General features: G+C 53.3%; 9 protein-coding genes. All 9 read left to right on the top strand.

Translation table 11 applies throughout. The features are described 5' to 3' along the window. The first annotated feature begins 668 nt into the window (after positions 1-668). The 9 genes from trpB (at position 669) to rmuC (ending at position 13,435) form a co-directional block, all read left to right on the top strand. Positions 669-1,865, top strand: coding sequence for a tryptophan synthase subunit beta (gene trpB, locus Q0336_RS00140; protein WP_298523997.1), 1,197 nt, complete (start codon positions 669-671; stop codon positions 1,863-1,865). A gap of 386 nt (positions 1,866-2,251) precedes the next feature. After that, positions 2,252-4,720, top strand: coding sequence for a phenylalanine--tRNA ligase subunit beta (gene pheT, locus Q0336_RS00135; protein ID WP_298523994.1), 2,469 nt, complete (start codon positions 2,252-2,254; stop codon positions 4,718-4,720). Between the two features lie 35 nt (positions 4,721-4,755). Beyond that, on the top strand, positions 4,756-5,484 hold the full coding sequence (locus tag Q0336_RS00130; RefSeq protein WP_298523991.1) for a YebC/PmpR family DNA-binding transcriptional regulator: 729 nt from the start codon (positions 4,756-4,758) through the stop codon (positions 5,482-5,484). Between the two features lie 252 nt (positions 5,485-5,736). Then, a complete protein-coding gene (rfbA, locus tag Q0336_RS00125) occupies positions 5,737-6,615 on the top strand; it encodes a glucose-1-phosphate thymidylyltransferase RfbA (protein ID WP_298523989.1) in 879 nt (292 codons plus the stop codon). Positions 6,616-6,649: 34 nt separating this feature from the next. Further along, complete coding sequence (gene rfbC / locus Q0336_RS00120) at positions 6,650-7,219, top strand: dTDP-4-dehydrorhamnose 3,5-epimerase (RefSeq protein WP_298523986.1); 570 nt, start codon at positions 6,650-6,652, stop codon at positions 7,217-7,219. A 24-nt stretch (positions 7,220-7,243) separates the two neighbouring features. After that, the gene (gene rfbB / locus Q0336_RS00115; RefSeq protein ID WP_298523983.1) at positions 7,244-8,317 is read left to right on the top strand and encodes a dTDP-glucose 4,6-dehydratase; all 1,074 of its coding nucleotides are present in this window, start codon (positions 7,244-7,246) and stop codon (positions 8,315-8,317) included. Positions 8,318-8,824: 507 nt separating this feature from the next. Then, a complete protein-coding gene (locus tag Q0336_RS00110) occupies positions 8,825-11,227 on the top strand; it encodes an anaerobic ribonucleoside triphosphate reductase (RefSeq protein ID WP_298523980.1) in 2,403 nt (800 codons plus the stop codon). A gap of 127 nt (positions 11,228-11,354) precedes the next feature. Then, positions 11,355-11,870 carry an anaerobic ribonucleoside-triphosphate reductase activating protein gene (gene nrdG, locus Q0336_RS00105; protein WP_298523977.1) on the top strand — a complete coding sequence of 172 codons (516 nt, stop codon included), beginning with the start codon at positions 11,355-11,357 and terminating at the stop codon, positions 11,868-11,870. Positions 11,871-11,998: 128 nt separating this feature from the next. Beyond that, entirely contained in the window at positions 11,999-13,435 is a 1,437-nt protein-coding gene (gene rmuC / locus Q0336_RS00100; RefSeq protein ID WP_298523974.1) for a DNA recombination protein RmuC, read from the top strand. Positions 13,436-13,674: the final 239 nt, after the last annotated feature.

Raw genomic sequence — 13,674 nt, 5'->3', positions numbered from 1 at the left:
TGTGACATGCGTTGGGGAGCGGGAGTTTGTAGGGTTTCTCCCCTCCTTCACCTCAAAGTTAGATAAAAGGTTAGATATATCAAATAGCGATATAACCTTGGTGTTTTTCCCCTCTATCAGCCCATGGGCTAGCACTCCTAGGAGGGACGCTTCTCGATGGTGTCCGCCGAAAACCTACTGTGGGTCGCCTTGACGACCCACGGTAGGTCGGAGGGACGACCCACAGTAGGTTTTTTCGACGACCTACGGTAGGTCGTTTTTTAGGGGGCTTCTCCTCCTGCTCTAGAAGGGGGGATTGCCTCGGGTCTGTACCCTATGTCGAAGGGGGAATGAGTTAGCCTAGGGGGAGGGAAGCCGATGCTTGGTCATTTCAGGAAATCCTTCTACCTTTGGACAATCAAAAGATACAATGCGTCGTTGATCAACGGCTGCAGATCATAAGAATATGACAACAAGAATGTACAATAGAGGTTGGTGGCGCACTCAAGATAGCAATATCGTGAGTTAGGCGTTGCATGTCCCTATTGTAAATTCATCATCAACATAATAATAGAGGCTTGTCGTGACTCACGGCAAGCCTCTTGTCGTGAGTGCGGATCAGCAGAATGACATCGCCTGCACGAGTCCTCTTCTTAGCTATAGTTCTTCACTCACCAATCCCCATCCTTATGACACTTTTCCAAGTAGATTCCAATGGTTTTTATGGCAACTTCGGTGGTGCCTTCGTCCCACCCATCCTTGAGCCCATCATCAAAGAGCTGCAGGGCTCGTACCTAAGTATCATCGAGAGTCAGGAGTTCCAAGAGGAATACCATAGTTTGCTGCGTGATTATGTAGGTCGCCCCAGCCCTCTCTACCATGCACGCCGACTCAGTGATAAGTATGGTGCGAAGATCTATCTCAAGCGTGAAGATCTCAACCACACGGGGGCGCACAAGATCAACAATGCCCTCGGTCAGATCCTGCTGGCCAAGAAGATGGGTAAGCATCGTATCATCGCAGAGACGGGAGCAGGCCAGCATGGTGTAGCTACCGCCACCGCTTGTGCCCTCATGGGGATGGAGTGCCATATCTATATGGGCGCAGTCGATGTGGAGCGCCAGCATGTCAATGTAGAGCGCATGCGGATGCTCGGTGCTACCATCATCGCAGCAAAGAGCGGTAACCAAACGCTGAAGGATGCCGTGAATGAGGCCCTCACGGCTTGGTGCGAATCTCCCGAAGATACCTTCTATCTGATCGGCTCGGCGGTAGGTCCACATCCTTACCCCGATATGGTGGCACGTCTGCAGAGTGTCATCAGCAAGGAGATCAAGGCACAGCTACAAGAGAAGGAAGGACGTGACTATCCCGACTATCTATTGGCTTGTATCGGAGGAGGATCCAACGCAGCTGGTACGATGTACCACTATCTTGATGATCGCCGTGTGCGTATCGTCTTAGGAGAAGCTGGCGGTCATGGGAAAGATAGCGGAGAGACAGCGGCCACCATCAATATCGGTAGAGAAGGTGTCTTGCACGGAAGTCGTACCCTCGTCATCCAAACACCCGAGGGTGAAGTGCAAGAGCCCTATTCGATCTCTGCGGGGTTGGATTATCCAGGTATTGGCCCACTGATCTCTCATATAGCTGTAGAAGAGCGTGCGGAGGTACTGTCCATCGATGACGATGAAGCCTTGCGTGCAGCGTTCGAACTCACACGTTTGGAAGGGATTATCCCAGCCTTAGAGAGTAGCCACGCCCTAGCCCTCCTTCCTCACATGAAGTTCCAGAGAGAGGATGTAGTCGTACTCACGGTGAGCGGGCGAGGTGATAAGGATATTTCTACTTATCTGGCTCACAAAGCTGAGATACTGGGAGAATAACGACGAGGCAAGCATCCCGTCGTAGGTAGTCCCTATCCTAGACATCCTCCTCCTCTCCCTCTGCTGACGAGCCAGTGGAGCCAGAGATGAAGGGACTCGGGAAGGAGGCTTCGGAAACCTATGGTGGGTCGCCTTGACGACCTACGGTAGGTCGCATCGACGACCCACAGTGGGTTTTAAAGACGACCTACGGTAGGTCGTTTTTGGGGATAGCTCTTCTCCTGCTCCCAAGCGGCTGTTCTCCTAGGGGGACTCGCCATGTGATGGGGGATGCCTTTGCCCTAGGCTTGGAAGCTCCGTCACCTCGTTTCTACTCGGCTTTTCGTACATTTGTACTCTAAATTAACGTTATTGACGGATACTAGCTATTCGATAAGCGAACCAATATGAATATATCCTACGATCTACTGCGTCGCTATGTGGCCACAGATCTGACTCCAGACGAAGTCGCTACGGCACTCACCTCTATAGGTCTAGAGGTAGGAGGAGTAGAAGAAGTCGAATCTATACCTGGAGGCCTCAAGGGACTGGTCATCGGTCGGGTCTTGACCTGCGATGCCCATGCCAACTCTGATCACCTCCACGTCACCACGGTAGATATAGGAGGCGAAGCCCCCCTACAGATCGTCTGCGGAGCACCTAACGTAGCTGCAGGCAAGGCCGTCGTCGTAGCCACCCTAGGCACCGTACTAGGCTCAGGCGATGAGACCTTCACCATCAAGAAGAGCAAGATCCGTGGCGTAGAGAGCTTCGGTATGCTCTGCAGTGAGGTGGAGATCGGCGTAGGGCATGACAATAGTGGGATCATCCTGCTGGATGCTGATGCTGTACAAGTCGGTATGCCTGCTGCCGAGTACTTCGGTGTGACCTCAGACTCGGTGATCGAAGTAGATATCACCCCCAATCGTGTCGATGCCACTTCGCACTACGGTGTCGCACGAGATCTAGCTGCCTATCTGACGCAGAATGGGAAGCCTACTGTGGCGACCCTCCCCGAGATCATTGCTTCTCCCGAAGGGGCTTGTCCGCTCCCCGTATCTATTGAGGTCGATGCTACCCTTTGTCCTCGCTTCGAGGGTCTGGTCATCCGTGGTCTGAAGGTCACAGAGAGCCCAGACTGGCTACGCCATGCCCTAGAGAACCTTGGCCTACGACCCATCAATAATGTCGTCGATGTGACGAACTTCGTCCTACATGAAGTTGGACAGCCCCTCCATGCCTATGATCTAGCGAAGACGGCAGGTGCCCTCTCGGTGAAGCTCGCAGGTGAGTGCAAGATGATGCTTCTCGACAAGAGCGAGGTGACCCTCTCTGATCGTGACCTGGTCATCGCCTCTAAGACGGGCGAACCGCTTTGTGTCGCTGGCGTGATGGGTGGCCTAGATGCAGGTACGACAGAGACAACGACGGATATCTTCCTCGAGTCAGCGAACTTCAACGCTACCTCGGTGCGTAAGACCGCTCGCCGCCTTGGGGTCAATAGCGACTCCTCCTTCCGCTTCGAGCGTGGCCTTGATCCCAATCGTACGACTTGGGCACTCCTCCGTGCGGCCTCCCTCATACTGGAGCTTTGCCCAGGTAGCTATATCGATGGCGGACGCTTCGACCACTATCCCGTTAAGGCAGAGCCCTATGCCGTAGAGCTTAGCCTCAGCCGTATGGATAGCCTCATCGGTAAGGTCATCCCCCGAGATGAGGTAGAGCGCATCCTCCGCAGCCTAGAGATCGAGATCGTCGCCCAGAGCGAAGACCTCTGGAGCCTCCGTGTGCCCCGCTATCGTATCGATGTCACGCGCGAAGCCGATGTCGTCGAGGAGGTCATGCGTATCTATGGCTATAACAATATCGAGCTGAGTGGCTACATCCATGCCAACCTAAGCCCTAAGGGAGCCGTTGACCGAGCTTATAGCCGTCGCCTCCTCCTCTCTGAGCAACTGACGGGAGCTGGCTTCAATGAACTCCTGAATAATTCACTCTCCTCGGAGGCTTACTACGAAGGGCTTACCTCCTATCCACAGGAGAAGCTTGTGCTGCTGGTCAATCCTCTCAGTGGTGAGCTGAATGTCCTTCGTCAGACACTCCTCTTCGGAGGGCTCTCTGCTATCAGCCGTAACCTCCGCCGTCAGCAAAAGAGCTTCTACTACTACGAATGGGGGAACTGCTACATGGCTGCTCCCGAAGTCGAGAAGTCTACCGCTACGACACTAGCTGGCTACCGCGAGACGCAGTACCTCGGCCTTTGGGTCGCAGGTGAGCGTGTGCAGAATAGCTGGGCACATCCCGATGAGCCAGCTTCGCCCTTCGAGCTCAAGGCACACCTCCTTCACCTCTTTGAGCGACTAGGAGTAGGGGAGCGTAGCCTCAAGGCCGAGGCGGTAGAGCTGGATATCTTCACGGGTAAAGGCTATGCTTACCGCACCTTCGATGGCAAGGAGATCGCTGTCCTTGGGCAGGTGAAGCCCGCCTTGCTTGCGAAGTGGGACATCGACCTACCTGTCTACTATGCCTCCGTCAACTGGGAGCACCTCAATCGCCTCGCCGACCGCACTAAGGTCGAGATCACCGAGCTGCCGAAGTTCCCCGTCGTCCGCCGAGACCTCTCTCTGCTCATCGATGCTCAGACGACCTTCGCAGAGCTGGCAGAGGTAGCTCGCCGTACGGAGAAGAAGTTGCTTAAGGATTGTACCCTCTTCGATGTCTACGAAGGGAAGAACCTCCCCGCAGGCAAGAAGAGCTATGCCCTCTCCTTCTTCCTGCAGGATACGGAGCGCACGATGAGCGATAAGCAGATCGATGCGATCATGGCGAAGATTCGTAAGAGCCTCGAGGATACCTTCGGAGCTGAACTAAGATAAGAGACCAAAGAACCAACCATCACGATAAGTTATTTATGGGAAGAGCATTTGAATATCGTAAAGCTCGTAAGATGAAGCGCTGGGGTAATATGGCCCGTGTCTTCACTAAGCTAGGTAAGGAAATCACGATCGCTGTCAAGGCTGGTGGCCCAGAGCCTGAGACCAACCCTCGCCTGCGTGTGCTCATGCAGACAGCTAAGAAGGAGAACATGCCTAAGGAGAACGTTGAGCGTGCTATCAAGAAGGCTAGCTCGAAGGACTTCTCCGACTATAAGGAGATGAACTACGAAGGCTATGGTCCCTTCGGTATCGCTATCTTCGTCGAGACGGCTACGGACAATACGACCCGTACCGTAGCCAACGTGCGTAGCTACTTCAATAAGTTCGGTGGCAACCTCGGTACTTCGGGTAGCCTCGAATTCCTCTTCGACCACAAGTGTATCTTCCATATCGTGAAGAAGGAGGGGATGGACCTCGAGGAGCTTGAGCTTGAGCTCATCGACTACGGAGTAGATGAGCTCGAGGAGGATGAGAATGAGATCATCCTCTATGGTGCCTTCTCTGCCAATGCACAGATCCAGTCCTACCTCGAAGAGGCTGGCTATGAGATCTCCTCTGCGGAGTTCGTCCGTCTGCCGAACGACACTAAGCCTGTCACTCCAGAGCAGCGTGAGACCCTAGCTAAGCTCATCGATAAGCTGGAGGAAGACGAGGATGTACAGAACGTCTTCACCAACATGCAGGAAGAAGAGGACGAAGAATAGTCCTATCCCTTACCTCAGATCCTAACTAGTCCCCATCGTAGTCTGCACATAAGGCATCTACGATGGGGACTATTCATTTTTTAGAGACTAGGGTGTGGTAGCTGACCCTTATATGCCTCTGTATCTAATCTTAACTAGGTGCGATAAGCGGAATGTCCTATCTTCGTAGAGGAGAATAGGAGCGAAGGGGATTCCCTATCGCTGATCCTTCTCAATGGTAGACCTCCAAGTAGAGATAATTAAGTAGCGAATATGAAAGGAATCATACTAGCAGGCGGTACTGGTACACGCCTCTATCCCATCACTAAAGGGGTGAGCAAGCAGCTTCTCCCCATCTATGACAAGCCAATGATCTACTATCCAGCTTCGGTGCTCATGCTCGCTGGGATACGTGAGATCTTGATTATCTCGACACCGCAGGATCTACCAGGTTTCCGTCGTCTGCTGGGTGATGGGAGTGACTATGGAGTCTCGTTTTGCTATGCCGAGCAACCTTCGCCCGACGGGCTGGCGCAAGCCTTTCTCATCGGGGAAGAGTTCATCGGGGACGACTCCGTTTGTCTTGTACTAGGGGATAATATCTTCTATGGAATGTCCTTCAGTCAGATGCTCACACAGGCTGTGACAGACGCAGAGCAAGGCTGGGCTACCATCTTTGGCTATAGAGTCAATGACCCAGAGCGGTATGGTGTAGCCGAGTTCGATGACGAGGGGAATTGCCTCTCGATCGAGGAGAAGCCCAAGCACCCGAAGAGCAACTACGCTGTCGTCGGTCTCTATTTCTACCCGAATGAGGTGGTGCAAGTGGCTAAGAAAGTTAAGCCCTCAGCCCGTGGTGAGCTGGAGATCACTTCAGTCAATGAAGCCTTCTTGAAGCAAGGTGCTCTGAAGGTGCAGACGCTTGGCCGAGGCTTTGCTTGGCTGGATACAGGTACCCATGATTCGCTCTCCGAAGCTTCCACATTTGTAGAGACTCTAGAGAAGCGCCAAGGCCTCAAGATTGCTTGCCTCGAAGAGATCGGCTATCACCAGGGGTGGATCACCAAGGAGAAGCTCCAGCAGATCGGAGAGTCTCTGAGCAAGAACCAGTATGGACAGTACCTCCTCTCGCTTCTGAAGAATAGGCGCTAGTCCACCATGTTCACCATATAGATACAGCGAGATAATGAATATAGAGCCTACCTCAATTGAGGGAGTTGTGATCCTAGAGCCTCGGGTCTTCGGAGACGATCGTGGCTACTTCTTTGAGTCCTTCAGTGCAGCCTCCTTCAAAGAGCACGTCTGCGCGACAGACTTCGTACAAGACAATGAAAGTTATTCCCGCTACGGAGTGATCCGTGGGCTGCACTTCCAGCTTCCTCCCTATGCTCAGAGCAAGCTCGTGCGTGTCGTACGTGGCGCTGTCCTCGATGTAGCTGTAGATATACGCCGAGGATCAAAGACCTTCGGACAGCATGTGGCTGTGGAGCTGAGTGAGGATAATCATCGCCAACTCTTCATCCCCCGAGGCTTTGCTCACGGCTTTAGTGTACTTTCTCCTGAAGTAGTCTTCCAGTACAAGTGTGACAACTATTATGCTCCTCAGAGCGAGGGTGCGATCGCTTGGGATGATCCCGATCTGGCGATCGACTGGCGCATACCAGCCGATCAGGTGAACCTCTCGGAGAAGGACAAGCGACACCCCAGACTTAAAGAGGCTGAGCGTCTCTTCGATATACATGACTTGCTTTACTAGAAATCAAAAAATATCAATCACGCTATGCAATACAAGCGCACCCTACTGATCACAGGTGGAGCTGGATTTATCGGCTCACATGTCGTCCGTCTGATGGTGAATAAGTATCCAGACTACCGCATCATCAACTTGGATAAACTGACTTATGCGGGCAATCTGGCTAATCTCAAGGACATCGAGCAAGCACCGAATTACCTCTTCGTACGAGAGGATATTTGTGACTATGAGCGCATCAGAGAGATTCTGAAGGAGCATGAGGTAGATGGGATCATCCATCTAGCAGCAGAGAGCCATGTGGACCGCAGTATTCGGGATCCTTTCACCTTCGCTAAGACCAATGTCCTAGGCACACTCTCTCTTCTTCAGGCCGCTCGTGAAGTCTGGGAGGCTCGTCCAGAGAAGTATGAAGGGAAGCGCTTCTATCACATCTCTACTGATGAGGTCTATGGGACGCTGGCTTTCGATGGTACCTTCTTTACAGAGGACCGCAAGTATGATCCACATAGCCCTTACTCTGCAAGCAAGGCTTCCAGCGATCACTTTGTCCGTGCTTACCATGATACTTATGGGATGCCGACACTGGTGACCAACTGCTCGAATAACTATGGGCCCTATCAGTTCCCTGAGAAGCTGATCCCCCTCTTCATCAACAATATCCGTCACGGTAAGCCTCTGCCTGTCTATGGCAAGGGTGAGAATGTGCGTGACTGGCTCTATGTCGTCGACCATGCACGTGCGATCGACTTGATCTTCCATGAGGGGCGCACTGCTGAGACGTACAATATCGGAGGCTTCAATGAGTGGAAGAATATCGACTTGATCAAGGTGCTTATCTCTACGGTGGATCGACTCCTAGGCAATCCTGAAGGACACTCTCTCCCCTTGATCACCTATGTGACCGACAGAGCAGGGCATGACCTTCGCTATGCGATCGACTCCTCCAAGCTACATAAGGAGCTAGGCTGGAAGCCCAGCCTTCAGTTCGAGGAAGGGGTAGAGCTGACGGTACGTTGGTATCTGGAGAACCAAGAGTGGCTTGACAACATCACCTCTGGAGCCTACGAGACCTACTACGAGCAAATGTATCAGGGACGCTAGAGCCACTTCTCTCCACTTCAAATGAGAGTAGGTATTGACTCCTAAGGTGTAAGCATTCGAGTGAATTCTGGCAAAATCAAAGGCTGGCCTCCACGACTAGGGAGGTCAGCCTTTTGTATTAGGAGGGGTAAGTCTTAAGAGAAAGGGCAGTCTCGCTCTTTAATCGTCGAGCGTAGGAGTCTGTTAGGAGAGCTCCTTGATTCTCCTCGTCCCGTTGATTCTCTGCTCAGATACCTGATCGTGGGGATGCCTCTTGGAGCTCTTTACCCCTCGCCTTTCATCCTTGGCGAAGAGCCACGCTAAATGTAAAAACGCGCAAAGGCTGATAGCGAAAGGGTTCATAGGCTTGTGGATAACTTTTTCTTTGTGTGGTGGGTAACCCTATGGATAAAAGGTATACATTTGTCCTAGTTCCCTATCGTAATCCCCTCCGATCTACCCAAGTATAGGGAGGCACCAAGGGAGCGCCAAAACAAAACTAACTTCGCAAGTCATACATCAAGAGTTATGGGAAAAGAGCTTATTTATATCCTGAAGCGCGATGGGAGCGAGCAGCCCTACGACGGAGAGAAGATCCGTGGGGCTATCCTCAAGGCTTACCGTGCTGCAGGGCTTCAAGATGAAGAAGAGAATGCGCTGAAGATCGAGGCTAAGATTCAGATCGATCTAGGTCAGCGCTCTGGGCAAGTGGCTGTCGAAGAGATACAAGACCTCGTAGAGGCAGAGCTGATGATCCTCGATCCACAGGTGGCCAAGAAGTACATCATCTATCGTGAGTGGCGTACCGTGGAGCGTGAGAAACGCACGACGCTTAAGCATACGATGGACGGCATCGTAACCATCGAGAAGAACGATATCAATCTGGGTAATGCCAACATGAGTGCTTATACGCCCTCTGGCCAGATGATGACCTTTGCCTCTGAGGTGACTAAGGACTATGCGATGAAGTATCTCCTAGCTCCTCAGTATGCCCGTGCCCATGCTGCTGGAGATATCCACATCCATGACTTGGACTACTATCCTACGAAGACGGCTACCTGTGTACAGTATGACCTAGAGGATCTCTTCGAGCGAGGATTCCATACCAAGAATGGTAGCATCCGTACACCTCAGAGCATCCAGAGCTATGCCACGCTTGCGACGATCGTCTTCCAGACGAATCAGAATGAGCAGCATGGGGGGCAAGCGATCCCAGCCTTTGATTTCTTCATGGCTCCTGGGGTACGCAAGTCTTTTATTCGTCACCTCTCCGATCGTCTGCTCTATGCCCTAGCTCTCTTGCGTGAAGAGTCCTTCGATACGCAGCAGCGTCAAGCCTTCACGGAGGATCTAAGAGCATTGAACCCTAAGCTCTCTGCTTCTGAGGAGGCGATCCAGACGCTGGCAGATCAGCTACGCTCCATTCACAAGGAGCTCCCAGATCGGGTCGTTCGCCTAGCCCTTGAGGAGGCCTATCGTCGGACGGAGCGAGATACGCATCAGGCGATGGAGGGCTTCATCCATAACCTTAATACGATGCATTCCCGAGGAGGGAATCAGGTCGTCTTCAGTTCTGTGAACTATGGGACTGATACCTCTGAGGAAGGTCGTATGGTCATCCGTGAACTTCTCTCCGCTACGATCGAAGGTCTGGGACAAGGTGAGGTACCCATCTTCCCGATCCAGATCTTCAAGGTTAAGGAAGGGGTGAACTACACCGAGGCGGATTACGAGCTAGCCCAATCGGACTTTGCTGGAGCGCTGAAGGGGAAGTATGCCTTCGAAGCTCCCAACTTCGACCTCCTCTTAGCTGCGTGCTGCACGACCTCGCATGCCCTCTTCCCTAACTTCCTCTTCCTCGATACCCCGTTCAATAAGCATGAGCTCTGGCGAGCTGATGATCCTAAGCGTTATCTCCACGAGATCGCTACCATGGGTTGTCGCACGCGCGTCTTTGAGAACCTCAACGGACCCAAGACTTCTGTCGGACGAGGTAACCTCTCCTTCACGACGATGAACCTACCCCGACTAGCGATCGAAGCTACGATCGAGGCTGGTCGTGAGCTCCCTGAAGGGACGGAGCAGGAGCGCCGTCAGCGATCCAAGGAGCTCTTCCTTAGCTCGGTGCGTGAGGTAGCACGATTCATCGCAGAGCAGCTCTATGAGCGCTACCTCTACCAGCGCTCGGCTCTAGCCCGCCAGTTCCCCTTCATGATGGGCAACGATGTCTGGAAGGGTGGAGCTAAGCTCTCTCCACAGGAAGAAGTCGGAGATGTCTTCAATAGCGGTACGCTCGGTATCGGCTTCCTCGGCGGACACAATGCCATGGTCGCTATCTATGGCGAAGGGCATGGCCGTAATCAGGAAGCTTGGGATACGCTCTACGAAGCTATCCAAGTCATGAACGAGGTCGTCAAGGAGTACAAGGATAAGTACAAACTGAACTACTCCGTCCTCGCTACCCCAGCTGAAGGGCTCTCGGGACGCTTCACTCGTATGGACCGCAAGCGCTATGGGGTCATCAAGGGAGTGAATGAGCTAGACTACTACGTGAACTCCTTCCATGTCGATGTCAAGGAAGAGATCGGGATGTTTGAGAAGATCCATCGTGAAGCACCCTTCCATGCGATCACCTTGGGCGGACACATCAGCTATATCGAGCTTGATGGCGAAGCCAAGAAGAATGTCTCAGTCATCCTCAAGCTTGTCAAGACGATGAAGGATGAGGGTATCGGCTACGGCTCGATCAATCATCCTGTCGATACCTGCCAATGCTGTGGCTACCGAGGGATCATCTACGATAAGTGCCCCGTCTGCAAGAGTGACCGCATCGCTCGTCTGCGCCGTATCACGGGTTACCTCACAGGAAGCCTTGAGAGCTGGAACTCGGCTAAGCAAGCCGAAGAGCGTGACCGAGTGAAGCATCACTAGCCTTAGCTACCTTACCTCTTTCACACAAGAGAAGATCCCGAGCTCTGGAGACGAGCCCGTCTCTAGAGCTCGGGTCTTTATTACCCCCTCCTTATTCTAATCAACCCCTTATCCTAACCTTCAAGCGGTGCGTCTGCTCAACGTCTATCGGGAGAGTATTAGTGATGGCCCAGGTCTTCGCTACTCGATCTATCTAGCTGGCTGTCGTCATGCTTGCCCAGGCTGTCACAATCCAGAGAGCTGGTCGGGCGATGGAGGGATCCCGCTCACGGAGGAAGTCCTCTCGGAGATCGTCCAAGAGATACGGAGCAACCCGCTACTGGATGGGATCACTGTCTCTGGGGGAGATCCCTTCTACAATCCCAAGGATCTAGCGAGCCTGCTGCACCGCCTCCGAGTAGAGACGGGGAAGAACATCTGGTGCTACACGGGCTTCACGATTGAATACCTTCTGCGCTCCGAGGAGCATCGTCCAGCACTCGAATACATTGATGTCCTCGTCGATGGTCCTTTCGTGCAAGCGCTCTTCGACCCTCGACTCTACTTCCGAGGAAGTAGCAACCAGCGACTCATCCGGATCGATCACACGCAGCCTCTCGGGAGTGAGGCCTTGACGATCTTGGATAGTGACTTCTTAGGCTAAGGAGCAAGCAATCTGCCTCTTTGTGGTTGTCCCTGAGGGGCGAAGAGCTTGGCAGTCCGTACGCTTCTCCTTACTTTTGCCCGAAGAAATTCTGCATATTCATTCATTTATCTGCGACTTATCGACCTATGATCTACGTTCTAGGGGGGCTGTGCTTCCTCCTTCTCATTCTCTATGTACTTGAGACGAAGCGTCACAAGGAGCTAGCCTCCTCTGCCATGCAAGATCAAGAGCTGAGGAAGCAAGCTGAGGAGCACCTCCTTCAAGCGCAACGCTCGCTAGAGGAATCCAAGAGTCAGCTGGAGCAGTCTCAGCAGGAAGGGCAGGATCGTGCGATCCGTCTAGCTTCGATGAGTTCGGAGCTTCGGGGGGTGACAGACGAACTTCAGCGCCTACGCTCTTCCTATGCCGAACTCCAGCAGACGGCTACGGATACCGCCCTTCGCCTCTCTGCCACCGATACTGAGCGTAAGGCTCTACTCGCCGAACTAGAGAAGCTCCGTGAGGAGAAGACGCACCTCGTCGAAGAGCTACGTGATAGCTTCCGTTCGGTAGCTAATGACATCATGAGGGAGCGCACCGAGGACCTTGACAAGCGGGCTAAGGAGACGCTTTCGCCCCTTCGAGAAGATCTGAAGCGCTTCGGAGAGCAGGTGGAGAAGGCTTATACCGATGAGTCTCGGGAGCGATTTAGCTTGAAGGACTCCATCGAGAAGCTCATCCTTCGCAGTCAAGAGATCAGCGACGAGACGACGAGCCTCACCCGTGCCCTCCGTGGGGATAGCAAGGTACAAGGCGACTGGGGTGAACTGATCCTAGAGCGCATCCTCGATCAAAGTGGCCTCATCCGTGGGGAGCACTACTTCGTGCAGGAGACACTTCGAGATGAAGCGGGCTCTGTCATCACTACTGAGGGGAATAGAGGAGGCTTGCGTCCCGATGTCATCGTACGCTACCCCAATCGTGGAGCCGTAGTCATCGACAGCAAGGTCAGCCTCACGGCCTATGCTCGCTATGTCGCAGCAGAGGCTGATGCGGATCGAGCAATCGCCCTTCGGGAGCACATCACGAGTCTTCGTAAGCACATCCAAGAGCTTTCGGGTAAGAAGTATGAGGAGTATGCGCTCGGCTCAGCGAACTTCGTCATGCTCTTCATCCCCAACGAGCCGGCCTACACGCTAGCTCTCTCCGAGGAGCCCACACTCTGGGAAGAAGCCTATCAGAAGAATGTCGTCCTGATCAACGGGACGAACCTCATCGCCGCTCTTCGCATGGCGCAGGATATGTGGCAGCGAGATAGCCAGCAGCGTAACGTGATGGACATCGTCGATGAGGCGGGCAAGCTGTATGACAAGTTCGTCACCTTCTCCGAGACCTTCCTCAAGATCGAGGGCAAGCTCGCCGATGCTCAGACAGCCTTTGCCGAAGCTAAGGGCCAACTCCGAGATGGACGTGGTAATGTCTTGGGTCGCTTCGATAAGCTGAAGACCCTTGGGGCGAAGACGAAGAAGACCCTTTCGCCTGCACTCCAGCCGAGCGAAGAGTCTAGCGAAGGCGAAGACTAAGCCCTAATCCGAGGAACTCAACGAGATAGAGTGCGCCCCATCACCTAGAGTGCTAGGTGGTGGGGCGCGCTCTGTATTTTCCCCTTTGTCTTCGTTCGCTCTCGACGATTAGGTAGGTCGGGAGAAGAAGGTCTAAGGGAGGGGGGGCTGTGAAACCTACGGTAGGTCGCTCGACCGACCTACCGTAGGTCGGTGAGGCGACCCACAGTAGGTTTTTTCGGCGACCTACCGTAGGTCTC

Source organism: uncultured Porphyromonas sp. (genome assembly GCF_938039215.1).
Lineage (GTDB): Bacteria > Bacteroidota > Bacteroidia > Bacteroidales > Porphyromonadaceae > Porphyromonas.
Note: the sequence above shows the minus strand (reverse complement) of the source record. Positions and strands in the feature narration are given on the sequence as shown.

Bases quoted from the DNA above. Each gene is read 5' to 3' on its own strand.
- rmuC (WP_298523974.1), top strand. From the start codon at position 11,999: ATGATCTACGTTCTAGGGGGGCTGTGCTTCCTCCTTCTCATTCTCTAT.
- trpB (WP_298523997.1), top strand. From the start codon at position 669: ATGACACTTTTCCAAGTAGATTCCAATGGTTTTTATGGCAACTTCGGT.
- Q0336_RS00130 (WP_298523991.1), top strand. From the start codon at position 4,756: ATGGGAAGAGCATTTGAATATCGTAAAGCTCGTAAGATGAAGCGCTGG.
- Q0336_RS00110 (WP_298523980.1), top strand. From the start codon at position 8,825: ATGGGAAAAGAGCTTATTTATATCCTGAAGCGCGATGGGAGCGAGCAG.
- rfbA (WP_298523989.1), top strand. From the start codon at position 5,737: ATGAAAGGAATCATACTAGCAGGCGGTACTGGTACACGCCTCTATCCC.
- pheT (WP_298523994.1), top strand. From the start codon at position 2,252: ATGAATATATCCTACGATCTACTGCGTCGCTATGTGGCCACAGATCTG.
- rfbC (WP_298523986.1), top strand. From the start codon at position 6,650: ATGAATATAGAGCCTACCTCAATTGAGGGAGTTGTGATCCTAGAGCCT.
- rfbB (WP_298523983.1), top strand. From the start codon at position 7,244: ATGCAATACAAGCGCACCCTACTGATCACAGGTGGAGCTGGATTTATC.